Source organism: Acidimicrobiia bacterium (assembly GCA_040880805.1).
GTDB lineage: Bacteria > Actinomycetota > Acidimicrobiia > IMCC26256 > DASPTH01 > DASPTH01.
Window position 1 is genome coordinate 1 of the sequence record JBBDHW010000034.1, and the last position, 25,495, is coordinate 25,495.

Annotated in this window: 20 protein-coding genes; 9 read left to right on the forward strand and 11 right to left on the reverse strand. The window is 68.3% G+C overall.

The annotated features are described in order from the left end of the window. Positions 1–246 precede the first annotated feature (246 nt). Entirely contained in the window at positions 247–1,143 is an 897-nt protein-coding gene (locus tag WD271_08855; protein ID MEX1007936.1) for a 3-keto-5-aminohexanoate cleavage protein, read from the reverse strand. A 65-nt stretch (positions 1,144–1,208) separates the two neighbouring features. Here WD271_08855 and WD271_08860 point away from each other — a divergent pair, with 65 nt between their 5' ends. Both WD271_08860 and WD271_08865 read left to right on the forward strand, forming a co-directional pair. Further along, the gene (locus tag WD271_08860; GenBank protein ID MEX1007937.1) at positions 1,209–1,640 is read left to right on the forward strand and encodes a nuclear transport factor 2 family protein; all 432 of its coding nucleotides are present in this window, start codon (positions 1,209–1,211) and stop codon (positions 1,638–1,640) included. Further along, positions 1,633–2,472: an SDR family NAD(P)-dependent oxidoreductase gene (locus WD271_08865; protein ID MEX1007938.1), complete on the forward strand. Its 840-nt coding sequence runs from the start codon at positions 1,633–1,635 to the stop codon at positions 2,470–2,472. Before WD271_08860 ends, WD271_08865 begins: the two co-directional genes overlap by 8 nt. On the opposite strand, the gene WD271_08870 is transcribed toward WD271_08865, so the two are convergent. Further along, complete coding sequence (locus WD271_08870; GenBank protein ID MEX1007939.1) at positions 2,469–3,242, reverse strand: enoyl-CoA hydratase; 774 nt, start codon at positions 3,240–3,242, stop codon at positions 2,469–2,471. The genes WD271_08865 and WD271_08870 overlap by 4 nt on opposite strands. 94 nt (positions 3,243–3,336) lie before the next feature. On the opposite strand from WD271_08870, the gene WD271_08875 reads away from it, so the two are divergent. Beyond that, positions 3,337–4,056 (forward strand): Clp protease N-terminal domain-containing protein, encoded by a 720-nt coding sequence (locus tag WD271_08875; GenBank protein ID MEX1007940.1) that lies wholly within the window; start codon positions 3,337–3,339, stop codon positions 4,054–4,056. On the opposite strand, the gene WD271_08880 is transcribed toward WD271_08875, so the two are convergent. Continuing rightward, positions 4,029–6,599, reverse strand: coding sequence for a PEP/pyruvate-binding domain-containing protein (locus WD271_08880; protein MEX1007941.1), 2,571 nt, complete (start codon positions 6,597–6,599; stop codon positions 4,029–4,031). The two genes, WD271_08875 and WD271_08880, sit on opposite strands and share 28 nt — an antisense overlap. Before the next feature lie 236 nt (positions 6,600–6,835). Here WD271_08880 and WD271_08885 point away from each other — a divergent pair, with 236 nt between their 5' ends. Then, the gene (locus WD271_08885; protein MEX1007942.1) at positions 6,836–9,226 is read left to right on the forward strand and encodes a lysylphosphatidylglycerol synthase domain-containing protein; all 2,391 of its coding nucleotides are present in this window, start codon (positions 6,836–6,838) and stop codon (positions 9,224–9,226) included. A gap of 12 nt (positions 9,227–9,238) precedes the next feature. Here the strand turns inward: WD271_08885 and WD271_08890 are convergent, their stop codons facing one another. Both WD271_08890 and WD271_08895 read right to left on the reverse strand, forming a co-directional pair. Then, positions 9,239–10,060, reverse strand: coding sequence for an acyl-CoA dehydrogenase (locus WD271_08890; GenBank protein MEX1007943.1), 822 nt, complete (start codon positions 10,058–10,060; stop codon positions 9,239–9,241). A 10-nt stretch (positions 10,061–10,070) separates the two neighbouring features. Further along, positions 10,071–11,285, reverse strand: a complete 1,215-nt coding sequence (locus WD271_08895) for a CoA transferase (protein MEX1007944.1) — start codon at positions 11,283–11,285, stop codon at positions 10,071–10,073. 90 nt (positions 11,286–11,375) lie between these two features. Here WD271_08895 and WD271_08900 point away from each other — a divergent pair, with 90 nt between their 5' ends. Beyond that, positions 11,376–13,049, forward strand: a complete 1,674-nt coding sequence (locus tag WD271_08900) for a hypothetical protein (protein MEX1007945.1) — start codon at positions 11,376–11,378, stop codon at positions 13,047–13,049. A gap of 60 nt (positions 13,050–13,109) precedes the next feature. Here WD271_08900 and WD271_08905 read toward each other — a convergent pair whose 3' ends face one another. Beyond that, positions 13,110–13,910, reverse strand: coding sequence for an SDR family oxidoreductase (locus tag WD271_08905; GenBank protein ID MEX1007946.1), 801 nt, complete (start codon positions 13,908–13,910; stop codon positions 13,110–13,112). 118 nt (positions 13,911–14,028) lie between these two features. Here WD271_08905 and WD271_08910 point away from each other — a divergent pair, with 118 nt between their 5' ends. Next, positions 14,029–14,847, forward strand: a complete 819-nt coding sequence (locus WD271_08910; protein ID MEX1007947.1) for a nuclear transport factor 2 family protein — start codon at positions 14,029–14,031, stop codon at positions 14,845–14,847. 114 nt (positions 14,848–14,961) lie between these two features. Beyond that, positions 14,962–16,587 carry a methylmalonyl-CoA mutase family protein gene (locus WD271_08915; protein MEX1007948.1) on the forward strand — a complete coding sequence of 542 codons (1,626 nt, stop codon included), beginning with the start codon at positions 14,962–14,964 and terminating at the stop codon, positions 16,585–16,587. Between the two features lie 80 nt (positions 16,588–16,667). Here the strand turns inward: WD271_08915 and WD271_08920 are convergent, their stop codons facing one another. Next, a complete protein-coding gene (locus tag WD271_08920; protein ID MEX1007949.1) occupies positions 16,668–17,741 on the reverse strand; it encodes a sugar phosphate isomerase/epimerase in 1,074 nt (357 codons plus the stop codon). 33 nt (positions 17,742–17,774) lie between these two features. Between WD271_08920 and WD271_08925 the strand changes: the two genes are divergently transcribed. After that, on the forward strand, positions 17,775–19,889 hold the full coding sequence (locus tag WD271_08925; protein MEX1007950.1) for a lysylphosphatidylglycerol synthase transmembrane domain-containing protein: 2,115 nt from the start codon (positions 17,775–17,777) through the stop codon (positions 19,887–19,889). A 16-nt stretch (positions 19,890–19,905) separates the two neighbouring features. Here the strand turns inward: WD271_08925 and WD271_08930 are convergent, their stop codons facing one another. The 4 genes from WD271_08930 to WD271_08945 form a co-directional block, all read right to left on the reverse strand. Further along, entirely contained in the window at positions 19,906–21,039 is a 1,134-nt protein-coding gene (locus WD271_08930) for a hypothetical protein (GenBank protein MEX1007951.1), read from the reverse strand. Positions 21,040–21,121: 82 nt separating this feature from the next. Further along, positions 21,122–22,192: a YhjD/YihY/BrkB family envelope integrity protein gene (locus tag WD271_08935; GenBank protein MEX1007952.1), complete on the reverse strand. Its 1,071-nt coding sequence runs from the start codon at positions 22,190–22,192 to the stop codon at positions 21,122–21,124. A gap of 25 nt (positions 22,193–22,217) precedes the next feature. Then, positions 22,218–22,520 carry a putative quinol monooxygenase gene (locus tag WD271_08940; GenBank protein MEX1007953.1) on the reverse strand — a complete coding sequence of 101 codons (303 nt, stop codon included), beginning with the start codon at positions 22,518–22,520 and terminating at the stop codon, positions 22,218–22,220. Positions 22,521–22,533: 13 nt separating this feature from the next. Beyond that, entirely contained in the window at positions 22,534–23,919 is a 1,386-nt protein-coding gene (locus WD271_08945) for an aryl-sulfate sulfotransferase (GenBank protein ID MEX1007954.1), read from the reverse strand. A gap of 141 nt (positions 23,920–24,060) precedes the next feature. On the opposite strand from WD271_08945, the gene WD271_08950 reads away from it, so the two are divergent. Then, entirely contained in the window at positions 24,061–25,416 is a 1,356-nt protein-coding gene (locus tag WD271_08950) for an ABC transporter substrate-binding protein (GenBank protein MEX1007955.1), read from the forward strand. Positions 25,417–25,495: the final 79 nt, after the last annotated feature.

The following is a 25,495-nucleotide window of genomic DNA, read 5'->3' on the forward strand; positions in this document are numbered from 1 at the left end:
CACGGAAACCGCCCGCCACACGCCACTCACTCAACCCGTTTTTCAGGTCGAAGTAGTTAGCCCCGACGCGATCGCACCACTGGTGTGACGAGGCAATCCCTTCCTCGGGTGCAGCGCAGGTCACTCCAGTTCAAGGGCATTCGGTGTTGCCGAACGGTCGTGTCGATTCTTGTGGCCATCAATGTCCCCAGCGGGCATTGAAGGCCAAAAGAACGCCGCGGTGTGCACGGAACTGCCTGTGAACCTTCAGCGCGCGACGCGCGTCGGCAGCCGGAGGACGTCAGCTGCTTCTGCGGGCGTGGCGACCGTTCGCCCCACCTTCTCCGCGAGCTCGACGGCGCGCTGCACGCAGACCACGTTGCTCTCGGCGTCGGCATGGTCCTCGATACCCACTCGGATGTGGCCGCCCTGCTCCAACGCGAGCTGCGCGATCGGCGTGTCGATGATGTCGCCGCCGAGCACGGTGACGGCCCACGGCAGGTCTGTGTCGCCGAGCATCGCGCGGTACAACGCGAGCGCCTCGGGGATCGGCGGCGCCGAGAACGTCGGGAGCCCCGGCGCGAGATAGCCGCTGTCGCCGCTGAAATAGAACTTCACCAGCGCTCCTGCCGGGAGTTTCCCCGACCGGTGGTAGCCGAGCACCACGCGCAGGAACGCGGGCTCGTAGATCGCGAAGCTGGGCCCGAGGCCCTCCTCGTCACAGGCGCTCATCATGTAACGGATGCTGTTGGGGCTGTTGGTGTAGACGAAGTCGGTGGCAGTCGGCAGCCCGTCGGGCCCGAAGCTCGCGAGGTTCGTGGAACCGGGGTCGAGGCAACCGCATCGGATCAGGCCCTCGTGAGCCAGGATCCGGTGGTGGTCCCACCGGTCGGCGATCGTCGGGCCACCCGACATCGTGGGGTAGAGGATCGCTTCGGGCCGATCGGCCATCACGGTGCGGTACGCGGCCGCGTACTTCTCCGCGGTGACGTCGGGGCGGGAGCCGTCGCCGAACGAATGCGGGTGCGTGTGCACGACCGTGGCGCCGGCGTCGAGACACCGGATCGTGTCGGCCGCGACCTCCTCGGGCTCGACGGGGACCGCGGGGTTCCGTTCCTTGCGGGTCACGCCGTTCACTGCGACTTCGATCACCACTGGGTTCATCTCGTGATGGTGGCCCCGCGTACCGGCCGCCGTCAATCGCAGGCGGCGCGTGTCAGACTGCCCCGATGGGCACCCTCGAAGCGCAGAACCGCCAGGTTGTCGAGCGGTACTGGGAGGCGCACTTCGCGCGCGACTGGGACCGGATGGCCACGTTCTTCTCGCCCGACGCGCACTACACCGACGTCGGTGTCGACGGCGTCGGCGCAACCGGGCCCGCCGAGATCATCGCCCGGCTCAAGCTCGGGATCGAGCCGCTCACCGGCTACTACCACCACCCGCGCCACACCATCGCCGACGGCGATCTCGTGGTGACAGAGCACGTCGAGCAGTGGGTGTTCCACACCGGCGAGAACGTCATGCACCCGTTCGTATCGGTGATGGAGGTTCGCGACCGCACGATCGTTCGCTGGCACGACTACTCCAACATCGGGAACCTCACCGCGAACGCGCCCGCCTGGTGGCTCGAGCACATCGCGAAGGGGTGGCGCGATGCGTGATCTCGCGGGCCGCACCGCGGTCGTGACCGGCGCCGCGAGTGGCATCGGCCGGAGCCTCGCCCGACGGTTCGCGCAAGAGGAGATGTCGGTCGTGCTCGCCGACGTCGAGCGACGCGCGCTCGAGAAGGCGGCAGCAGAGGTCGACGGCGTGTCCGGTGCCAGGGTCGTTGCGGTGGTGACCGACGTTTCGAATCCGAAAGCGGTCGACGCGCTTGCCGACCGCGCGTTCGCCGACTTCGGCGCGGTGCACGTCCTCTGCAACAACGCGGGCGTCTTCCAGGGCGGGCTGCTCTGGGAGTGCACCCAGGCCGACTTCAACTGGACCCTGGGCGTGAACTTGTGGGGGATCCTCCACGCTGCCCGCGCGTTCGTGCCGCGCATGCTCACGCGGGGCGAGGACGCGCACATCGTGAACACCGTGTCGATGGCCGGCCTCGCGACCACGCCGTACTGCGCGCCCTATGAGGTGTCGAAGTTCGCGGCCGCGGCGGCCACCGAGTGCCTCGCGCACGACCTCGCGTCCCAGGGCGCGCCGATCAAGGTGTCGTTGCTCTGCCCGGGCAGTGTCGACACGGAGATCGCGCGGTCACGGCGCAATCGCCCCGAGAAGTTCGCGGGCGCGCAGACTGCGGCCGCGGCGTTCGTCGAAGAGGCGCTGGCAGGAACAACCGCCGGTGGTGCGCATCCCGACGCGGTAGCCGACCTGGTGCTCGAAGCGATCCGCGAGGAGACGTTCCTGGTACCCACCACGGAGAGCTACCGAAGTCAGATCCTGGATCGTGCCACCGCGCTCGCGGAACGGAACCTCCCGCCGTCGGCGAGCTTCGATTAGCGCTCCCGCTCGCTGCCCCAGATCGGATCGCGCTTCTCGAGGAAGGCACTGATGCCTTCCTGCGCGTCGGCATTCGCGGCGTTGGCGGCCATGACCACCTTGGCCCGCGCGTAGGCCGTTTCCTCGCCGACGTCGATCTGGTCGTAGAACATCCGCTTACCGAGACCGACGACCCGCGGGCTGAAACACAGGATCTGCGCGACGAGCGCGTCGACCGCGGCGTCGAGCTCCGCGGCCGGTACGACCTCGTTCACCAATCCCCAGTCGAGCGCGGTGCGCGCGTCGATCGCCTGTCCGGTGAGGAGCATGTGCAACGCGCGACGACGCCCGATCACACGGGTGAGCGGCACCATGGGCGTGGAGCAGAACAAGCCGATCTTCACGCCGGGCGTAGCGAACCAGGCGTCCTCGGATGCAACGGCGAGATCGCACGCCGCCACGAGCTGGCAGCCGGCGGCGGTGGCGCCGCCGTGCACCTTCGCGATCACCGGCTGGGGTGTGTCGTGCACCGCGAGCATCAGCTCGGTGCAGACCGCGAAGAGCTCGTCGTAGAACGCCGCATCGCGCGCCACCATCTCGGAGAGATCGTGGCCGGCGGAGAACACCGGGCCCGTCGCCTCGACGATCACCACCTCGGTCTCGTGAGTCAGTGCACGCAGCGCGTCGAGCATCTGCTCCATGAGCCTGAGGCTGAGCGCGTTCCGGCGCTCCGGCCGGTCGAGGGCAATCCGCGTGACCCGACCGTCGTCGTGTACCGACAGATCTCCCATGAGTGCCCGAGCGTACCTCCGCACTCGTCAACTGGGGGTTGACGATCCGCACCCGTCAACCTATAGTTGACGGACCGGCGAACGGAGGGTCACCATGGCGCTGACGGTCACACTCGACGGTCTCATCCAGAGCGTCGTCCACGATGCCGCGAGCGACGACCTGCTCGACCAGCTCGCGACCGCCTCGGCGACGGCAGGGGACCTGGGGGACCTGGGCGACGCCCTCCTCGGCCACTTCGTCGACCGGTGCCGGCGCGACGGTCACTCCTGGGCCGAGATCGGTGGCTCGCTCGGCGTCACGAAGCAGGCCGTGCAGAAGCGCTTCGTCGCTCGCGCCGCCGTCCCGTTCATGATCGAGCGGTTCACGGTGCGCGCCCGGCGGGTGCTCGACGACGCCACGGAAGAGGCGCGCGCGCTGGGGCACAACTACCGCGGCACCGAGCACCTGCTGCTCGCGCTGTTCCACGATCCGGAAGGCCTTGCAGCCAAGGTGCTCGAGAGCATGCACATCACGCGCGCGGCTGTGGAACGCGAAGTGCTCGCGCACGTCACGCGCGGCGGGGGGGTACCCGCCGCCGATGTGCCGCCGTTGACGCCCCGCGCCGCGCGGGTGCTGGAACTGGCGGGGGAGTACGAGGCGCTCGACCTCGGTCACAACTACATCGGCACGGAGCACATCCTGCTCGGGCTGCTCCGCGAAGGAAATGGCCTGGCCGCTCGCGTGCTCACCGACCTGGCTGTCGATCACGCGAGCCTGAAGGCCAAGACGATCGAGCTGCTCTCGGGCTATGGCGCGAGCTCCACCACACCCTGATCGCCGTCGACGGTGACGAGCTGACCCTCGCGAATCACCTTGGTCGCCTCACGCGTCATGAACACCGCGGGGATCCGGTACTCGCGCGTTACGACCGCCGAGTGTTGGAACACACCGCCGGCGTCGAGGACGAGACCGCCGAGCAGCGGGAAGATCGGCGTCCAGGCCTCTCCGACGATCGACGCGACGAGCACGTCGCCGGGGCGAACGTCGGGCGGTGCGAGCTGCGCCATCACCACGCGGGCCGGGCCGGTCGCGCGCCCGGGAGACGCGGCGATCCCGCGCAGGACCGAACCGTCGAGCCCGGTGCCCTCGATCGCGCCGAAACCGGACATCGGGAAGCCACCGCCCACTCCCGGACCGTCTGCGGCACCGATGGTGCGGGGCGGGCGGTGCCGCGCGCGGTAGTCGCGTTCGGCGGCACGCTCCCGCACCAGCTCTCGGGTGTTCGTAGGACCAGCGCCATTCGCGATCGCTCGCAGCTCGGCGAGCGACAGGTGAAAGACGTCGTCGGGCGCATCGAGGAGCCCGTCGGCCACGAGCACGGTGCCGAGCCCGTAAACCGCCTCCCGCAGGTATCCGCCGCAGGCCTGCTCCATGAGATGGTTGTGATCCTCGGTCGTGCGCGATTCGCACACCACGCGGCGGAGCTCGAACTCGAACCGAGCGAGCGCGTCGGGATCCGAGGCGAGCCCTCGACGGACCGAACGCTCGAGGCTGCGCCGTTCCCGGCGGATGTCGCGGCCGCGCGCGTCGAGCACGTCGAGATCCTGGCGTGTGTACGACGCGATGATCCCGAGCGGGATCGACGGTTCCATGCCCCACGTCGGCGACGTGAAATTCGCGACGCTGCCCATGCCCATCCCGGTGCGGAGGCCATGGCCGCGCTGGATCCGGGCGAAGGACGCCCGGAAGTCCGCGGCGGCCGGCCGTTGCCGAACGTCGGGATCGTCGAGGCGCGCCCAGGCGCGTTGGTCGAAGATCTCGAGGAGCACAGGATCCGCTTGCACGATGCGCGCGGTCTTCCGGAGCGAGGTGATCAGGCGGGTCGTCCGGTTCGTGAGTGCCTGGAGGAAGATCGGCGCTTCGGTTGCGGGTCGCCCGGTGATGTCGGTGTAGGTCTTTGTCCAGTCAGGCCGGCCGAAGCTCCGCATCCGCCAGTGGAGGTTTCCCATCGCGTCCGCATGCACAGCCATCGCGAGCTCGAGATGATCGACATGCTGTGTCAGCGCACGGCCGCGCGGTTTCGTGCGTCGTAACTCAGCGAGACGCCCGAGGAGCACCGGCTCGATCTCGGCTTCGAAGATGGAAGTGCCGAGGCGGGTGTAGTGGTCGTCGAGATCGGTGAGTTGTTGCTGGCGGGCCGCGACTTCGTCCTCGGGAGTGTCCGGCCCGCGGACGTAGGGCCAGCCGTCGACGAACCTGAGGATGTGCATGCGCATCATCGGGGAACCGGTTTCGGCGAAGCCGATCCGCTGGCGTGCCGCGCTCGCGGTCATGATGTCGCGCTCCAGCAGGAGCGACGGACTCGCGCCACGCAGCATCCACTGGTAGGTGGCATCTGTCGGATCGTCCCAGACAACCGGGAAGTCGTCGTCCGCAGCGTCCAATCCGGTGATCGGGCGGGCTTGCAGCGCGTACACCGCGTCGCGGTACAACGCGAACTCGATGTCACGGTGGTCGCCGAACAGCGTGCGGAGCGCGGAGGCAAGCTCACCGAGATCGGAGAGCGCACGTTCGTCGAGTGCCGCGACAGCTCGCCTCGCTTCGGGAACCGCGACGGTGCGTAACCCGTCGTCGTCGATCACGACCATCGAGTCCTTGTAGGCGAGGTTCCGCTCGGTCTCCTGGCCCGTGTCGGCGTGCAACCGGTGCCGGTCGACCGGCACCAGGCCGGCGACGACGCCTTCTCCGAGACCGAGGGCGACGTTCACGACGTGCAGACCGTCGTCGCCCGAGATCGGGTCTCGCGTGAACAGCACACCCGCGGCCTCCGCGGGAAGGAGCTCCTGCACGATCACGGCCATCGCGAGCGCGCGGTGATCCACACCGAGCCGCGCCCGATACGCGACCGCACGGGTGCTGAACAGCGACGCCCAGACCCGCAGCACCGCGGCAACGAGATCGTCGGCTCTGCGTACGCCGAGCACCGAGTCGTACTGGCCGGCAAAGCTCGCGACGCCCAGGTCTTCCGCGGTCGCCGACGACCGCACCGCGACCATCGGGGAACCCAGCGTTGCATACGCCACGCCGAGTTCCTCACCGAGCTCTTCGGCAAGATCGCTCGCGGTGATCAGCGAGCGCACCCGGTCGCAGGTTTCCTCGAGCGTCGCGGGATCGGCGTTCTCGGTTGCACGCAGCAGAACGGCAATGCGATCCTGGTTCACCGCGACCACTTCGTGGAACGCGGCGGCCTCGATCACGAAACCTGCGGGCACCGCGATCCCCGCGCGCGTCATCGTCGCGAGCGCGGCGGCTTTCGCGCCCACGCGCGCCGCATCGGTTGCGTCGACGCTGTCGAGAGGGAGAAGCGGCGAGCTCAAGAGTTGCGGACGCTATCGCGCCGCGCTTTTGGTGAGGGCAATCGGTCACGGCGATTGCTCCGGCGCCGAAGGGGGCCGGCCCCTGCCCTTACCTGCCGACCGGCCCCCTTTCCGGCGCCGAACCTCTGCGAGTGTCTATTCCAGATGCGCGCTCCGAGCGTGCATTCAGCCTTTCCTTGTGGCGAAAGTCACGGACCTGCGAGCGAACCACTGGAGCGAACCACTAGAACGTGCCGGTGGCGAAGACGCTCGAGCGACTGCGCGGGGTCGGCGCAATGCGCGACCGGGCATTCGGGCATGCCGACGAGAAGCCGTTCCGTCGACTCACGGGTGACTGGATCCGCCTCGCGTCCGCGACCGTGCTGCTGTTCCTGAGCGCGCGCCATGTCGGCGATGCACCTGACTACGAGCAGGACGCGGCGCGATTCTTCGCGCAGCTTCCCGACGGGATCCGCGGGTTCTTCGAAGCACTCAGCCGGCTCGGATCACTCTGGGCCGTCTTGCTGGTGGTGGCCGCCGCGTTTCTCGCGCGGCGGTGGCGTTTGGCTGTCATCCTCGCGATCGCCGGCGTGGCCGCGTGGTTCTTCGGGCGATTCATGGCATTCATGGTCGCCGGCGCCGGGTTCGGTGACGCGATCGCGGACGTGTTCCATACTTCGAAGCAGCCGGTGTACCCGACGATCCCGCTCGCGGTGATCGCCGCCGTGATCGCTACCTCCGCGCCCTTCCTGACGCGTCCGGTGCGGCGAACCGGACAAGCACTGCTGATCCTGGCCGCATTCGGCACCCTCTACCGGGGTGACGGATCGGCCAATGCGGTGATCGCGGCGCTCGTGCTCGGGTGGGGGATCGCGGCACTCCTGCATCTCGCCCTGGGCTCGCCCGCCGGTCGCCCGACGACCGCGCAGATCGCGGCCGCGCTCGCCGAGCTCGGTGTCGACGTGTCCGACGTCCGCCTCGCACCGGAGCAGACGAGCGGCTTCACCACGGTGCTCGCGAACCGGCCCGACGGCGCGGTCCTGCCGGTGCGGGTGTACGGACGCGACGCCGCCGACACGCAGTTCATCGCCAAGTTCTGGCGGTTCCTGCTGTACAAGGACTCCGGCGTGACGCTGTCGGTGACCCGGCTTCAACAAGTCGAGCACGAGGCATTGTGCGAACTCGTCGCGGCGCAAGCGGGCGCGCACGTCCCGGACCTCGTTGCCGCGGGGATTGCCGGTCCCGGAGCCGCGTTGTTGGTAACGGGCCCTGTCGATGGCGTTGCACTTGCCGACGTCGCGGACCCGGATGCCGCACTGCGGAGCCTGTGGCACGACGTGGCGCGCCTGCGGAACGACCGCGTCGCGCACGGCGCTCTGGATCTCGACCATGTCGTGGCCGTCGACGGGACGCCCACGATCATCGATTTTTCCACCGCGTCGGTCTCGGCGCCGCAACACCGGCTCGACCAAGATGTCGCGCAGTTGCTCGTGTCGTCCGCGCTGGTCGTGGGCGCCGAGCGGGCGGTCGCGGCGGCACGCGATGGGATCGGCGTGGACGCGCTCGGAGCCGCACAGCCGTTCATCCAGAAGCCGGCGCTCGGCCGTTCGACACGACAGGCATTGCGGCACGACAAGAAGCTGCTCGACGCGCTGAACGAACGGGTGAGTACAGCCACGGGCGTGGAAGTGCTGGCGCCCATCGAGGTGCGGCGGGTGAAGCCGCTGACGATCGCCATGATCGTCGGGCTGCTGTTCGCGCTCTGGGTGATCCTCGGGCAGGTCGGCAGCATCAGCGCCCTCGTCGACACGCTCGCGAGCGCCGAGTGGGGGTGGGTGCTCGTGGCCGCCGTCCTGACGCAATCGACCAACGTCGCGTACGCGTTCACCACGATCGGCTCGGTCGAGCAGAAGATCCCGCTCGGTCCCGCGGTCGTGATGCAGTACGCGATTGCGTTCACCAACATGATCCTGCCGACGGGCGCGGCATCCACCGTCATGAACATTCGCTTCCTGCAGAAGCAGGGCGTCGGTTTGGCGGTGGCCACGTCGTCGGGCGTGCTCTGTGGCCTGTCGGGGACGTTCGCGCAGTTCGTTCTCTTTGTCATCACCGCGATCGCGATCGGACAGTCGGCCGAGCTCAGCGAGGTGGGGGGCGGCGGGACCGACGGATTGATCCTCCTCGTCGTGGTGATCGCGGCGATCGTCGTGGGTGTCGTGCTCGTGGTCCCGAAGCTGCGCCACGTCGTGAGCGAGAAGGTCTGGCCGCAGTTCATGGCCGGGCTGCACAACCTCTGGCATGTCATGTCCACGCCGCGCCAGCTGTTCCTCGTGCTGGGCGGCTGCTTCGGAGCGCAGATCCTCTACGCCCTCGGGCTCGGCGCGTCGCTCGCCGCGTACGGGGGGAGCCTCCCGTTCGGCGAGTTGCTCTTCGTCTGTACGGGCGCCGGCTTCCTCGCGAGCATCGTGCCCGTGCCCGGCGGCATCGGCGTCGCCGAGGCCTCGCTGATCGCGGGCCTCACCGCGTTCGGGATCGCACCGGACGTGGCGTCGGCGGCGGTCGTCACCTACCGCCTCTTCACCACGTACCTCCCGCCGATCCCCGGCAGCTACGCGACGAAGTGGCTCGTCGCCAACGGCGACCTGTGACCCTGATGGGGGTCAGAGCGTGGCGGTGAGGGTCATGGCGGTTTGGCCGTCGGCGCGGATGGCGGCGAGGTCGGCGCCGGTATCGGTGGTGGATCCGGTGAGCCAGAACTTGCGGTTGGCGAAGAGCGGCACGCGTGCGCGGAAGGAAATACGGCGCACAGGCTGACCGACGCGGGCGCGTGCAAGCTCGGAGAGGAGCGTCGCGGTCAGCGGGCCCTGCACCACGAGATCCGGATACCCCTCGACCCGCGTCGCGTACGGCTCGTCATAGTGGATCCGGTGCGCGTTGAACGTGAGCGCGGAATAGCGGAAGAGGAGCGCGGGGTCGGCGGTGCGCTCCTCGACCCATTCGGTGTCGGGCGCGTTGTCGGCGTCGGGGCCGGGGGCGATCGCCTTCGTGGGCTCACGCAGTACGAGGTCCTGCTCCTCCTCGATGCACACCTCGTCGCGCTGCGCGATGACGTGCTCGACGGTCACCAACCAGAAGCGGCCGGTGGAGCCCTCCTTGAGCTCAGCCGAGATGACACGGCTCGCGCGTCGCGCCGGCTCGTCGATCGTGAGCGGACGAACGCTGCGCACCCGACCGCCGACCCACATGCGGTGTGGGAACGCAGCCATCTCCGCCCGGCGACGCGGGTGGCCGTCGTCACCGAGCGCCCGAGTCGGCGTGTCGGGGAGGAAGCATGTCCAGTGCCACGGCAGCGGGAGCTCGCCCGCGTCGAGCAGGTGTGGATCGACGTCGAGCGTGACCGCGAGGAGCACGGCGTGCTCGTACGCGACGTTCGCGGTGACCCGGGGGGTGAAGCCGGTGTCGGCGAGAACCGGCTCGCTCACACTCGCTCGTTCACGGCGCGCCTGCGACGAGCCCGTCGTCGTGCAGACGGCCGATCTCGGCGACCGTCATGCCGAGCACCTCTGCGAGGATCTCGTCGGTGTGCGTGCCGAGCAATGGGGCGGCGAGTGGCGCGACCGGAGGCTCGGTCGGGAACCGGAGCGGCGACGCCGGGGTGCGCAGCTCGCCGATGCCGGGCTGGTCGACGTCGGCGAACACCGGATTCTTCTCGGACACGCGCCAGTCGTCGTCGAGGAGCTGCGTGAAGGTCTGGTACGGGCCCCAGCACACGCCGTGCTCGTCGAACGAGGTGCGGATCTGGTCGAGGGTGTGCGACTCGAACCAGGGCGTGAGCAGCGCGGCAATCGCGTCGCGCGCGCGGTAGCGGTCTTCTTCCTTGGTGAAGTCGGCGCTGAAGGCGCGCTCCATCGCCGGGAGGTGTGCCTCGATGCCGGTGGCGCGCACGAGCATCTGCCACTGGTTGAGGCTGATCGCCACCACCATCACCCGACGTCCATCGCGGGTCGGGAAGTCGCGCCCGAACGCGCCGTACATGTCGTTCCCGAGCGGAGGCCGGTTCGCGTGGGTCGTCTGCGCCTGGCCGAGAAAACCGAGGTTCGCCACCATGGTGAACGCGACGTCGGCGAGTGAGATCTTCACCAGCTGTCCCTCGCCCGTGAAGCGCCGCTGCCGTTCGGCCGCGAGCAGACCGATCACCGCGTTCAGCCCGGTTGCGATGTCCCACGCGGGCAGCGCGTGGTTGACCGGTGACGACGACCCGACCGGGCCCGTCGCGAGCGCGATGCCCGATGCCGCGTTCACCGTGTAGTCGACCGCAGTGGTCTCGTCGGGGTTGCCGACGATGTTCACATAGACGAGGTCGGGCCGCAACGCGCGGAGCCGATCGTCGGCCAGCCATCCGGATTCAGGAAAGTTCGAGAGGAACAGCCCGGCACTCTCGCCCGGTGCGGTGATCAGCGCGGTGGCGATCTCACGGCCCTCCGGCCTCGACAGGTTGATCGCGATGGACCGCTTGCCCTTGTTCAGGCCGTTCCAGTAGAGGCTGACGTCGTCGTCGGTCACGGGCCAGCGCGCATAGTCGAGACCGCCACCGATCGTGTCGAAGCGGATGACGTCGGCACCGAGTTGCGCGAGCGTGAGCCCGCCCAGGGGCGCGGCGACGAACGCCGATCCTTCGACGACGCGCAAGTCCGAGAATGGCGCCATGCCACGAACCTAACGGCGCGTTGATCGAGCCGCCACCCGGCGTTATGGTTCCTCGGCGGTCGCCATCCTGGCGCCCGAATAGGGGGGATCATGGCGAGTGGGCGACGTTTCGTGCTCGGCGTTCCGGCACGGGCGCTCGCCGTCGCGGTCTGCTGCGCGGGCGCCATCTCCGGCACCGCGTCGGCCGCGAGCCAGCCGAAGCTCGACAACGGCGTCGGCACCAAAGCCGCGCTCGACAACCCGAACTGCGATCCGGAGACCGGCGAGATCAAGATCCTCCTCATCGCTCGTGCCCCATGCGTGAAGCACGTCGCCGCGAAGGACAACGGCGGCGCAACCGCTCGGGGCGTCACGCGCGACACGGTCAAGGTCGTCATCGTCTCGGCCGCCGACCCGACCACCGTCCCGTCGGACCTCGCGGGTGCCGTGCTCGGTGGCACGAACCAGGGAACCGGCAAGACCGGCACGCTGTCCGACGCCGCGCGCGACGAGAACAAGATGCTTTCGTCGTTCTACGAGACCTACGGGCGCAAGTTCGACATCGAGTTCTACACGCGGACCGGACTCGACGAGACATCGCAGCGCGCCGACGCGCTCGCGATCGCGGAGAAGAAGCCGTTCGCCGTGCTCTCCGCGCTCCCGATCACGGGTCAACTCCTGGCAGACAGGAAGATCATCAGCTTCGACACGCCGTCCGACCCGAAGGTCGTGCAGAAGCAGTCCCCGTACCGGTACTCGTGGTCGACCGACTACGTCTCGACATCGCTGCAGGCTGCGGAGGTGCTCGGCAAGGAGCTGTGGGGCGGCAAGGCGAAATGGGCCGGCGACGACTCGCTGAAGACGAAGACGCGCAAGTTCGGTCTCGTGTATCCCAGTTCGGCCGACGGAAACCCGTATCCCGACCTCGCGCGGTTCGAGAAGACCGTCAAGAAGTACGGCGGCGGCACGATCGACACGAAGGTCGCGTACACCGGCGCGACGGGCCCTGACGCAGCCTCCATCAACACCCAGAACCAGCAGAACGCAGTTCCGCTCATCACCAAGCTGAAGGACGCGGGCGTCACGACCGTTGTGGCCATCGCGTCGAGCTCGATGCTGGGGGGCCTCACCAAGGCGTCGACGTTGCAGGAGTACAACCCCGAGTGGTTCTGCGCCGAGTGGTTCAACTGCAGCTTCGACTACTTCGCGCGCCAACTCGACCAGCAGCAGTGGGCGCACGCGTTCGGCGTCGGGTCGCTGTACCCCGCACTCGAGGGCGACGCAGTCGACGGGCAGACGCAGCTCTTCCAGTGGTACTGGGGCAAGAACCAGGGCACGTCGAGCTCGTACATGTTCTCGATCCTCAACAACATGTATTCGGGGGTCCACATGGCGGGGCCGAAACTCACCGCCGCGACGTTCCAGGCGGGCCTGTGGTCGAAGCCGCTCGCTGGTGGCGCCGCCGACAGGTCGGTGACCGGGCTCATGAGCGGGTACGGCCCCCAAGTGGGGTTGCCGTACCCGGCGTTCGCCGCCTCCGGCGAAGACGGCGGGCTGTGGTGGTACAACGCGGAGATCGAAGGCGTCTCGAACGTCTTCAAGGTGAGCGGCAAGGGCAAGGCGATGTGGATGTACGGCGGGAAGCGCTACCTCCCGGGCAAGTACCCGAAGGGGGAACAGCCGCTGTTCGACGAGACTCAGGCGATCGCGTTCCTCCCCGCCAACTCCGACGCCTCCCTCGTGCCGCAGTACCCCTGCACCGGCTGTCCGAGCCAGGGTTCCTGACATGGGTCGCTCAGGCGAATCGGCGATACCCCGATTCGCTTTCTTCGCTCCGTAGCGGGCTCAGGATTTCTGAGGGATTGTCGTCGCCGCTTGGGCGATCAGCTTCTGCGCGTCACCCATCAAGCCCGACGGCGACCTCAGGATCATGTGCTCGACGTTCACCTGCGGGTAGGGCAGGGCGGCTGCGTACAGGCGCACGAGGAAGTCACCGACTTCCTCGGTGTCCATGAACTCCGCTTGCGCGAGCCCGTGCAGCGCCCAGTCGGTCATCAGGTCGTTGAGCAGCGGGAGGTCGAAGGAGTTCCCGAACTCGGTCGGCACCGTCGAACCCACGGCGATACACGAGAACCGGATGTTCGGGTGTTCGTTGTGCCAGCAGCGCAGCGACTCCTCGAGCGCGGCTTTGGAGACGCTGTACGCGCCGAGCCCGGCGCGTGGTTGGCCGATGGTCTCCGACGACAGCACTCCGACGATCCCGGCCGGCGCGAGGATCGGGAGCACCGCGTTGATCACCTGGTGCACACCGATGAGGTTCGTCCCGAGCACCGCGCGCCAGTCGTCGGCGGTCGTGTCGGCAAACCGCTTGAGCGGCGACATTGCGGCGGCGTGCAGGAGGATGTCGACTGCACCGAGCTCACGCGCCGCCGCGTCGGCAACGCGCCGGCAGTCGCCGTCGTTGGTGATGTCGGCGACGACGGTGGCACCGCCGCCGGCTTCGTCGACGAGCTCCGCGAGCCGATCGGCGCGCCGGGCCGCGGCCACGAGTTGTGCGCCCTCCCGCACCGCATGCAGCGCGAACGAACGGCCGATTCCCGCCGACGCGCCGACGACCACCACGCGTCGTCCGTCGAGCACTCCCACGGTGGACCCCCTTCGGTCGAATCCTGCGCTCGGCAACGTACCGCACGCACTTGACGTCCCGCTTCGGAGGCCCCAGGCTTGCAGGGCTCGAGCAGCGCGCACCCCACGGAGGACACCCATGACGGCAACCAGCACCGCTCGCGCAAGCATCATCGAAGCCGCGACGTCGTATCTCGACGCGCTCGTGAGCCACGACTCGGCGAGCGTGCGCCTGGCGGACGACGTGCGGCGCATCGGGAACGGCAAGGACATCGTGGCGGGTGCCGACGCGCTGCGCGCGGTGATCGAGCGCGAGCCCGTCGGCGCGATCACTCCGCCGCGGTGGGTCGTCGACGGCCAACACGCCGCGGCCGTGTACGACCTCGAAGCCGACCTCAGCCGGTCCACTCAGAGCGAGACGTTCGGCCCGCGCGATTCATGGATGCCCGGTTACATCGCCGAGCGATTCACCGTCGTCGATGGCCTGATCGCCGACATCGAGGTGGTCTACGCCGGCACCGAAGCGGGGCGTCCGCGTCCTCCGCGACCGGAGCGCTACCCACGCGCCACCGGCGCCGGCGCTCCCTCACGTCAACAGGTGATCGATGTGGCCTCGGCGTATCTCGCCGCGCTCGTCAGTCACGACGGGAGTCAGGTGCCGTTCGCGCCGCTCGCATGGCGGGTTGAGAACCAGCACAACAGCGGCAACTCCGGACCGGACATCGCGGCCGCGTTGGGAATCGAGATCATGCACGTGATCACCGGTGTACGCGACCAGAATTGGTATGTCGAGGACGACACCGCGGTGGTCTTCTACACGATCGACGTCGACCTCGGCCGGCTCCCGAATGCGGCCGCCGACGCGGCGAAGAGCGCGAAACGACTGGGAGAGCGGTTCAGAGTGTGCGACGGCATGATCGCCGAGATCGAGGCCGTGATTCCCGCAACCGATCTCTGATGCTCGGCGGGATGCCATACTCGACCCCGGAGGCGAACGGCTGCGGCGCAGGTATCCTGCGCCGCAGTGAGCCATGGCCCGAGCGGCCCGGCGCGAAGCGCTGGGAGCGGAAATTTGGAAGAACCGCGCCAGGCATGGCGTGACGAGTACGAACGCACGCCGCTCCGTGCCGTCCCCTTCGAGACGATGTCCGGCATCCCGGTCGAACCGGTGTACGGCGACGCGCCGTTCCCCGGGCAGTTCCCGTATACGCGCGGACCGTACGCGTCGATGTACCGCTCGAAGCCGTGGACCATGCGGATGTTCGCCGGGTTCGGCACCGCAGCCGACACGAACGAGCGGTTCCGCGCCCTGCTCGACGCAGGCGCAACCGGGCTGTCGACCGCATTCGACCTGCCCACGCTGATGGGCCGCGACTCCGACGACGCGTGGTCGGTCGGAGAGGTCGGGAAAGCGGGCGTCGCGGTCTGCACGCTGCCCGACATGGAAGACCTGTTCGCCGGCATCGATCTCGGTTCCGTGACCACTTCGATGACGATCAACGGTCCGGCCGCGGTGCTGATGGCCATGTACATCGCGGTTGGCGACCGAACCGGCGTGCCTCGGGCGAAGCTCGCGGGCACCATCCAGAACGACATCTTGAAGGAGTACCAGGCGCAGAAGGAATACCTGTACCCGCCGCGTCCGTCGATGCGCCTCGTCACCGACGTGATGCGCTTCACCACCGCCGAGATGCCGCGGTGGCATCCAGTCTCGATCAGCGGGTACCACATCCGCGAGGCCGGGTCGACGGCAGCGCAGGAGCTGGCCTTCACGCTCGCGAACGGGTTCGCCTACGTGGAGGCGGCGCGCGCGGCCGGGCTGGAGGTCGACGAGTTCGCGCCCCGTCTGTCCTTCTTCTTCAACAGCCACATCGACTTCTTCGAGGAGATCGGGAAGTTCCGCGCCGCGCGGCGAATCTGGGCGCGCTGGATGCGCGACGAGTACGACGCGGTCGACGAGCGCTCGCTCCGGCTGCGCTTCCACGCGCAGACGTCGGGAGCGTCCCTCACCGCCCAACAGCCCGAGAACAACATCGCCCGCGTCGCGCTCCAAGGGCTCGCCGCAGTGCTGGGCGGCGCGCAGTCGCTGCACACCGACAGCTTCGACGAGGCGCTCGCGCTGCCGTCCGACAAAGCCGCGCGCATCGCGCTGCGCACCCAGCAGATCATCGCCGAGGAAACGGGCGTCGCCCACGTCGCAGATCCACTCGGCGGTTCCGCGTACGTGGAGTGGATGACCGACGAGCTGGAGCGTCAGGCCGAGGAGGTCTTCGCGCGGGTACGAGACGCCGGCAACGGGTCGATGCTCGAAGGCGTGTATGCGGGCATCGACGATGGTTACTTCGTCGGCGAGATCGCGGACGCCGCGTACCGCTTCGAGTCCGGCGTCTCGTCGGGTACACGCGTCGTCATCGGGGTCAACGCGGCAACCGACGGCAACGACGGCGCGCCGAACACGCTGTACATCGGGCCCGAGGTGGAGGATCTGCAACTGAACCGCCTCGTGACGGTCAAGGAACGGCGTACCGCCGACGAAGTCGCCGCCGCGCTCGGCAGGATCACCATTGAGGCAGCGGATTCCACCGTGAACCTCATACCCGCGTTCATCGACGCGGTGAAGGCCGACTGCACGCTCGGCGAGATCTCGGGAGCTCTCGAAGGCGTCTTCGGCAGCTACCGCGAACCCGCGACGGTCTGAGTCACCGAGCGAGCCCACCAACGAACTGGCGTCGCTGGAGTCGGTATAACCGCCTCGAACGACGCCGGTTGGGTGGGGAACTAGGTGCGGGACTGCGCGATGACGGCGCGGGTGGCGTCGGCGAGGCGGAGCGCGAGGTCGAGGGGGTCGGTGGCGGCAATGAGATCTGCGTTGATGGCTTCGACGGTGATCGGGCCGTCGTAACCGATGCCGTCGAGCGCCCGAAGCAATCCGGTGAGGTCGGCAGCACCAACGCCCGGCACGAGCCGACCCTCGTAGGTGGCACGACCGAAGTCGTCGGGGCGGACGGCAGGCGCGTCGTCGAGTTGCACCGAGAACACCGCGGCGCCGGGTACCTCTGCGAGTTCCTCGAGGGTCGATGGCCCCCAGTGGATCTGCCAGGCGTCGACCGTGATGCCGACGTCACGGTGGGGAAGCAGCGCGCGCACCGCGACGAGATCCGCGAGCGTGCGGACCAGCGAACCGCGCGCGAACTCGATCCCGACGCGCACGCCGAACGTGGCAGCCTCCTCGCACATGCCGTCGACGACTTCGGCGATGGCTTCGTGCGACGTACCGCGCTCGCCGACGATGATCGCGTTCGACTGACGGGCTCCGAGCGCGGCCGCCGTGTCGAGCACGAACGCGCGCGGTGCGGCCTGGAGGTACGGCTCACCGGGATCACCCGGACCCGCCCACGCGACCAGCGCGTCGACCTCGTATGCGACCACGTTCGCGTCGTCGAGCATCGCCCGAAGGTCCAAGGCGCGGTAGCCGGCCTCGAGCGCCGCTCCATACGTTTCTGGAGGCCACAACGAGAGCCCGGCGAAGCCACCGTGAACCGCGGCTTCCACCAGCGTGGGGAACGGCGGGCATCCGACCGACGACGCGGTGAGCACCAGGTCGTCGCGCCCGAGCGTCGTCACGGCTAGAAGATACGCGAGACTCCAGCCCTGCTCGCGCACGTCCGCAGCCGCTTCGGCACACTCGTCCGCCGTGTTCCCGACGAGCGCGCGCGCCGGCGGCCGGGCGACGCCGTCCGCGTCGTCGTCGCGATTGCTGTCCTGACCCTGCTCGCGCTCCACGCGAACGACCCAACCGCCGCCGAGCGAGCGTTCGCTCGCTTCCTGCGACTGCTGCCCGACGACGCGCACACGTTCATCCTGATCTTCTACGACCTGCTCGCGTTGTGGGCGCTCGCGCTCGTCGCCTTCGCGCTCCTCCTCGTGCGCCGGTGGCGACTGGCACGCGACGTGGTCACCGCCGGCGCGCTCGCGTGGCTGCTCGGCCGCCTGGTTGCCGTCTTCGTGCACCGGACCGACCTTGCGCACGCCTTCTCGGTGGTCTTCGACCCGACCGACGTGCCTCGTTTCCCCTTGGTGCGCATCTCGATGGCAGTCGCGGTGATCACGGTCGCGTCGCCCTACCTGGCCCGCCCGACCCGCCGTGTGGGTCAGGGCATCGTGCTGCTGCTCGCGCTGGCCACCATCTATCTCGGGCGGTCGCTTCCCACCGACGTGGTCGCGGCGTTCGTCCTCGGGTGGGGCGTCGCTGCGCTGGTGCACCTCGTGTTCGGCACTGCCGCGCGCCGCCCGACCGTCGAACAGGTGACGCGTGCGCTCGCCGGGTTCGACATTCCCTGCGACGGCGTGCACGCCGCCGACGACCAACCGGTTGCGCGTGCGGTGTTCCTCGCTCGAGGAGCCGAGGGGCCACTCCGCATCATCGCGATCGGCCGTGACGAGGCCGACGCGCAACTCATGGCGCGGGTCTGGCGCTGGATCGCGTACCGCGACGCGCCACCGACACTGTTCCCGACCCGGCGACAGCAGGTCGAGTACGAGGCGTACACGATGTTGCTCGCACGTGAGGCCGGCGCCCGCGTCCCGCATGTCGCCATCGCGGGAACGAGCGACTCGCTGGCGTTGCTCGTGGCCGAGGACGTACACGGCGAACCGCTCGGTCCGCTTTCGCTCGAGGATGCGTGGGAGCAGGCCCGCATCCTGCACCACACCCATATTGCGCACGGCCGCCTCGACGCCGATCACGTCGTCGCAAACGACGGAAGCGTCACGATCGTCGGGTGGGAGCGCGCATCGACCGGCGCGCGCGAGCGTCAGCTCTCCGCCGACGTCGCGCATCTCCTCGCCGCCACCGCTGCCATCGTCGGTCCCGACCGTGCCGTCGCGGCCGCGATCGACGGCGTGGGAACAGACGGGGTCGCGGCCGCGCTGCCCCTTCTCCAGCCGGGCGCGCTTTCGGGCGTGACCAAGTCGGCGCTCGATCGCGCGGCGTCCGACGACGCCCTCGCCGAGCTCCGCGAGCGTGCCGCAGCCGCAGTCGGCACCGAACCCCCCGAGTTGCACGAGTTGTTCCGGGTCAACCCGCGGCAGCTGCTGATGGCGATCGGAGCGCTCGTCGCGATCGCGGTGCTACTCAGCCGCGTGGGCAACCCGGTGGAGTTCTGGGACTCGATCCGGAACGCGAAGTGGGCGTACGTCGTGCTCGCATTCGGGCTCGGTCTGCTCACCGATGTGGCGTTCGCGGTGGCGTTCCTCGGTACAGTCCCGGTGCGCATCCCGTTGTGGCCGAGCGTCGAGCTGCAATCGTCGATGTCGTTCTCGAACCTCGCGGTGCCGATCGCGGCCGACACCGCGATCCAGATCCGGTTCCTCCAGAAATTCGGCCTCGACCTGTCGTCGGCGGTCGCGACCGGTGGGATCTTCAGCACGGTCTCGGAGTTCTTCGTCCAGGCCACGCTGTTCGGAATTGCACTGTGGCTCTCACCCGACTCGATCGATTTCGGGAGGATCGACACGAACCAGGTCGTGGTGGTCGTGCTCATCGCCATCTTCCTGATCGGTGTCGGGGTAGCGGCGGTGTTCAGTGTGCGGCGCATCCGGCACGCGGTGGTGCCGCGGATCGTGCGGGCAGCGCGCAGCGTGTGGGACGCGATGAGGAGCCCGACACGGGTCGCGCTTCTCATCGCTGGCAACGTCACTGCGAACTGTCTCTACGCCGCATCGCTGCTCGCGTGCCTGCACGCGTTCGGCAGCGCGGTCGACTTCTGGACGCTGCTCGCGCTCAACATCGGAGTCAGCCTCATCGCGTCGCTCGTCCCGTTCCCCGGCGGCGGCACCGCGGTGTCCGCGGTCGGCATGTCGGGGATGCTCGCGGCAGTGGGCGTACCCACCGCGGTCGCGACCGCGGCGGTGATCGCGCATCAGCTCGCCGTGAGCTACCTGCCGGCCATCCCCGGCTGGTTCGCGACCAACGATCTCGTTCGAAAGAAGCTGCTCTGAAACGGAGCGCGATGGTTCAAGTGGGCACGCTCGCCGGTCGTGCGTTGCGACCGAGCAACTCGATCACGAGCAGGCCGATCAGCACGAGCACCGCGATCAACAGCACGGCCACCGGTCCCGGATTGGTGAGTACGACGAGGATGACCAGACCGATCCCGACCACGAGGGTGCGCAGCGGGTTGCGGTACTGGTCGACGAACGTAGCGACCGGCGACGCAGCCTCACCCGGCTCGAGATCGCGGCTCGTGCCGCGCACACGCGCGCGGATACGCGTGGCGGCGTGCCCCGGACCGCTGAGCCACGCGCCGATGGCCACCACGATGGCGAGCACGAAGGACGTGCGCAGCGCGGTGCGGAGGAAGCTGAGTACCTGGTCGTACACCGCGGATGCCGCATCCTGGTTGACCCTCGACGGCAGCGAATCGAGATAGATGCTCCGGCCGAGGTTGAAGAGTATGAGCATCAGCGCCATCGCGAACGCGATCCCCAGCGCCGTTCGAAGGATCGTGCGGGGACGATTGCCCGACAGCCAGATCGCGATCGCGAGGAACACGAGCAACACGAACGGCAGGTAGTTTGCCACGTCGTTCAAGAGATCGACCGCGCCTTGCGCCTTCCGCAGATCCTGCGAGTCGAGGAGCACGATCTGCTTGTTCAGCCGCGTCGCGTCGACATCGTCGAACAGGCCGATTCCGGCCTTGCTCAACGCCGCGGTGACCTTCCCGACGACCGGTCCGAGGTGCACGACGACCTGGCCGTTCTTCGTTGTGATGCTCTCGGTGCCCTCGCCCTGGAGCACCGCGACCACCTGCGTGTGCGCCCGCTTGTTCATCTCGTTCCAGAGCGTTTCGAACTTGTCGGATTCCACGATCTTCAGGGTCGCGGTGTGCACCACTTGCTCGGCCCCGCCGGCGATGACCGGCGCGAGCTTTTCGGCCTTCGTAGGAAGCAGGTCGGAGATCTTCTGCTCGAGCCCGGTTTCCTCGATGAGCGCGTTCGTCACGCGGGTGGCCACCGCCTCCTGGATGGCGGGGTCCGTCGCGAGTGGCGCCATGGTGTCCACGTACTGATCGGTGTGGAGGACCGTGTTGCGGACCCACACGCCGAGCACCGAAATGGGCGCGAGCACGCACACGAGCACCACCAGCACGCTCACGAGGGTGCGGCGCCACCGTGGCAGCTTGGGTGGGCCGGCGGGCTCTGCGCTCAGAGGTTCTGACCCGGGGGAGGTATCAGATCCTTCGGTCGGCTCGGCCATCGGTGCCCTCCCTGCGCGAAGCGGTGCTCGCCGCGGACTCGGGTCGAGCGGGCGGAGTGTAACGCTCCCGACTGTCCTGATCCGCGGACACACCGTGCATGCGAACCCGCTCGGCCCGCCGCTCGGCACGTTCCTGGCGCCGCTGCCAGACCGACGCATTGATGACGGCCGACGCCGTGATCAGGCGACCGAGCAGGTACGACCACAAGAGAAGTGCGAGTGCCGCTCCGATCGCGCCGTAGGTGTCGGTCTTGCTCTCGATCTCGTGCGCGATCCAGTACACGGTGATGATGTGCAGCACGAACACACCCACCGCGAGGAACAGGGCGCCGGGAACGAGATCAGGCCAGCGCGTGGGCTGCCGGGGCAGAAGGATGCTGGCCACGAGCCCGATGGAAAACGGAATAAGGCTGGAAACGAGGATCCCGAGGAGGCCGAGGATGAAGGATCGCTCACCCAAGTGGTCGATCATCCCGGCGAAGATGAACGCGACGGTGGTGAGCCCGAGCAAGCCGAGCGTTGGCACGGTCATCTTCTTGAGCTTCGGAGGAACCACGCCCCAGATGAGCCCGTAGACGATCCGGAGCACCTTGAGCAGCGCGCGAGTGCCGAAGAACAGTGCGAACAGACCCACGAGCAAGGCGGTGACGCGCGAGAAGCCCGAGAGATCGGCCGCGCCGCCAACCGCCTTTGCGATGAGGCCCCCGATGCCGGCATCACGCGCGAGGTCGCCGGGATCCTGGTCGGCCGCATCGGCCGCGACCCCGAACCCGACCACCGCGACGAACACGTACGGCACGAGGAACAGGAAGACTCGAAACGCCACCGCGCCCGCGAGCACCACGCCGCCGGTGGCGACGTCGCGGTCGAAGGCCCGGAACCCGGCGTCGATGAGCGGCGACCGGGGCCGCGAGCGTTCGAGCCACTCCCGTGTGTCCTCGACGCGCCGCGTGAGCCGCGTCTGCTCCGCCTTGAGGCGCTGCGTAGTGCGGGCCACACGACCGGAATCGGCCTCGGGTTCGGGAGGTTCCCTCGTGGGCTCCACCAGGCAACCGTAGATCAGGCGCGCGTTAGCGGAGCGGCCCCGAACTGGCGATCTGGTACTTCGTGAGATCGCTCCCGGTGACGCCGAGGCCGCCGAGTGCGCCACCGAACTCGGCCATGTGGGGAGTCGCGAAATGCGTAGCGAGCGCCTCCTCGGTCTCCCACCGCTCGAAGATGCGCACGCGGCCCGCGTCGAACGGGTCGGGCATCATCAGGTAGGCGTGACAGCCATCCTCGGCCTCCGACGCGCGCATCAACGGCTCGGCGGCTTCGAGCAGCTTGGCGCGGTTCTCGGGCGCGAGGTCGAGCGTTCCGGCAATGATCAACATGTCGTCCTCTCGGTCAGGGATTCAGATCCGCGAGCCCCGAGTATGCCGGGTCGTAGCGCTTGGCGCGGAAGGTCCACCACGGCTGGATCGGAACGCCCGCGCCGGTTTCCTTCGGCGTGTCCTTGCGCACAGTGAACCGTGTGTTCTCGTACTCCCACACGATCTTGCCCGACTCGTCGACCTCGACCATGAGGCCCTGCGGGCCGTACGTGACGAGGGTGTTGCCGTTCGGGAAGCGCTGCGCGCTCGAGATGATCGCCGAGAAGAGCGCTCCCTTCGTCTTCTTGGGGTAGACGGTCACGCTCGTCGACGTGAACACGCCGTTCGCGTCCTTCATGTACTGACCGTTCTCCATCGTGGGCTTCACCTGTTCGACGCTCGAGTACTCGCGGATCTCGGGTAGCCCGTTGCTGAAAACGAGGATCTCGCTCGCGCCCGGATAGCCCGCGGGGATCCAGTACGGGTCGTGCTGGACGAAGAGCTGCTGGTCGACCGGGCCGCCCTTGCCGTACGCCGCGGGATTGCCGTAGCGGAACAGCAGGTCGCCCGCGGGGCCGCGCGCTTCCTCGGTGGTGATGCCGTGGTCGACGATCCAGAGCTCGCTGAACGAGCGTGAGCTGATCATGAGCTGGTCGAGCTCCGCGTTGTAGGCGACCGCGTTGGCGTGGTTCCAGTCGGCGTCGCCGGTCGAACCGGGAAGCACGTAGTTGAGGTCGATCTTCTCGGGATGGGCGGAGACGTCGCCGTAGTTGGCGAGCGACGGATCGCGCTCCTGCACGAGGTGGTCCCACACGTGCCACTCCCACACGATGCTCTTCGTCGCGGGCGAGTATTCGCCGATCTTCTCGGGCCAGAGCTCCTTGCTCGACAGGAGCTTCGGGTTGCGGCCCGCGGCGAGCGCCTCGTTCCCGGTCTTCCGTTCCCACGCGAGGATCAGCACGTTGCCGTTCGGAAGCGGCGCGATGTCGTGGTGCTGCATTGCGACGTCGTCGGCGATCTCGTACTGCCACACGACGTTGCCGTCCCAGTCGAGCTCCTCGACGCGGCCGCCGGCGCCGCGCCCCTCTTTCCACACGCCCAAGGTCTTGAGGTTGCCGGCGCGGAGGAGATGCCCGTTTGGGAGCAGGTACTGGATCAGTCCGGGCTGGGTGCTCGTCTTCCACGAATGGGCCACGGTGCCGTCGAGCTCGATGAGATAGGTGCGCTGCAGCTCGAGCGGCGAGTAGAGCGTGTACCCGGGCGATGCGGCCGCGGTGTTCACGATGACGCCCCGCGGCTTCTTGGCGCGCGCTTCGGTGTCGGCCGCGGTCGCGACCGGCGCGCTCGCGAAGGCGACGAGGAGCGCGGCCAGCGCGAGCGCGAGCCGGCGGAGACGCCGATGCGGGCGGGGTGGGGGCATCACGGGGAGGCTACCGAGAGCGCGGGCGTGACGCATCGGTGTGGCCGAGAACCTTCTGGTTTCGGCCTGGTTGACGGCCTGTCGGCATCCGCGACAAGCTGTAACCGAACCACTTTTCGACGCTCAGGAGACAGGTACGCCATGACCGACAACGGCCAGCAGCGCTTCGCGGAACGGATGTTTCCGGAGCCCGTCGACCCCGCGATCGCGCGGCCGGACCGCGCGACCAGCTCCGTCGAGCACGGCACCGACACCGGCCCGAAGGGCGAATGGCGCAACGAGGTCTGGTACCAGGGCAGCGGCAAGCTCGGCGAGAAGGCCGTCGAGCGGATCCAGATCTACCCGCCCACTCACGGCCAGCAGACCCAGGGCGACCCCTGGGAGCCGGTGCGCATCGGGATCCTCGTCGACATGGAGCTCGGCCAGCTCCTCGCCGATTGGATCGACCCCACGATCCTCGCGATCGAAGATGCGATGAACGAAGGCGTGTACCAGCGCGGACCGATCGAGCTGGTCACCGTCGACGCGCGCGGCCTCCCGCGCGAGAACTACCTCAAGGCGCGCAAGGGCTACCTGAAGCTGGTCGAGGAGGGCTGTGTCGTGGTTCTCGGGCCGATGATCTCCGACAACTCCGTCAACATCCGCGACCTGGTGAACGAGACGGGCGTCGCGTGCATCGGCTGGACCGGCTCGGTCCGGTTCGACGGCGAGTACTGCTTCACGGTAGCCAACGGCGACATCCCCACCGAGTCGGTGATGGGCGCGCAATGGTGCAAGCAGAACGGCTACGAGAAGGTCGGGTTCTTCTGGGAGCTGGGCTCGTCGGGAACCGACTACCGCGACTGGTTCCTCAGCGAAGCGCGCAACCTCGGCTTGGAGATCGTCGACACCGTGCCGCTGTCACCGAACCCGGTGGGTATGCAGGAGAGCCTGGCCAAGATGCGCGACCGCGGCGCGCAAGCGGTCGTGTACATGGGCTACGGCTACTCCACGTTCCACTTCAAGCGCGGGTTCGACGCGCTCGGCTGGGACCCGCCGCGCTTCATGGGCACCGCGTTCATGTTCTACTCGAACACCAACGAATGGGCCGAGGGGCTCGAGGGCTGGCACGGGGTCGACCAGTTGGGTGAAGACGGCATGAACCCGAACTACAACGCGATGATGGAGCGCTTCGAGAAGCGCTTCGGTCACAAGTCGGGAAACGTCGTCGACGCGTTGGCGTACGACACCGCGCGCGCCGCGATCCACGGCATCGCGAACGCGACGATCGCGATCCCCAAGGAAGTGAAGCTCGGGCTCGAGAAGATCAAGTGGATGCCGTGCACGAACGGCGGGCCGGCCACGTACGTGACCTTCGCGCCCCACGACCACCGCGGCTACAAGGGCGACTTCCTTGTCATCCGCCACCTGCGCGGCGGGAAGTGCGAGTTCGTCGGGTACCACCGCCCGCAGTGGCCGTCCAACACGATGCAACTTGCGTCAACAGACGGCGTATAGCGCCCGCAGCTGACGCAGGTTCGTTGCTAGTGTAGTGTCCTTGATTTGAGCGCGCGGTTGTGGGATGGTTGGTCATGGC

Coding starts and splice junctions, on each gene's coding strand:
- WD271_08910 (MEX1007947.1), top strand. CDS start 14,029: ATGACGGCAACCAGCACCGCTCGCGCAAGCATCATCGAAGCCGCGACG.
- WD271_08895 (MEX1007944.1), bottom strand. CDS start 11,285: ATGGCGCCATTCTCGGACTTGCGCGTCGTCGAAGGATCGGCGTTCGTC.
- WD271_08855 (MEX1007936.1), bottom strand. CDS start 1,143: ATGAACCCAGTGGTGATCGAAGTCGCAGTGAACGGCGTGACCCGCAAG.
- WD271_08865 (MEX1007938.1), top strand. CDS start 1,633: ATGCGTGATCTCGCGGGCCGCACCGCGGTCGTGACCGGCGCCGCGAGT.
- WD271_08860 (MEX1007937.1), top strand. CDS start 1,209: ATGGGCACCCTCGAAGCGCAGAACCGCCAGGTTGTCGAGCGGTACTGG.
- WD271_08875 (MEX1007940.1), top strand. CDS start 3,337: ATGGCGCTGACGGTCACACTCGACGGTCTCATCCAGAGCGTCGTCCAC.
- WD271_08900 (MEX1007945.1), top strand. CDS start 11,376: ATGGCGAGTGGGCGACGTTTCGTGCTCGGCGTTCCGGCACGGGCGCTC.
- WD271_08870 (MEX1007939.1), bottom strand. CDS start 3,242: ATGGGAGATCTGTCGGTACACGACGACGGTCGGGTCACGCGGATTGCC.
- WD271_08940 (MEX1007953.1), bottom strand. CDS start 22,520: ATGTTGATCATTGCCGGAACGCTCGACCTCGCGCCCGAGAACCGCGCC.
- WD271_08945 (MEX1007954.1), bottom strand. CDS start 23,919: ATGCCCCCACCCCGCCCGCATCGGCGTCTCCGCCGGCTCGCGCTCGCG.
- WD271_08950 (MEX1007955.1), top strand. CDS start 24,061: ATGACCGACAACGGCCAGCAGCGCTTCGCGGAACGGATGTTTCCGGAG.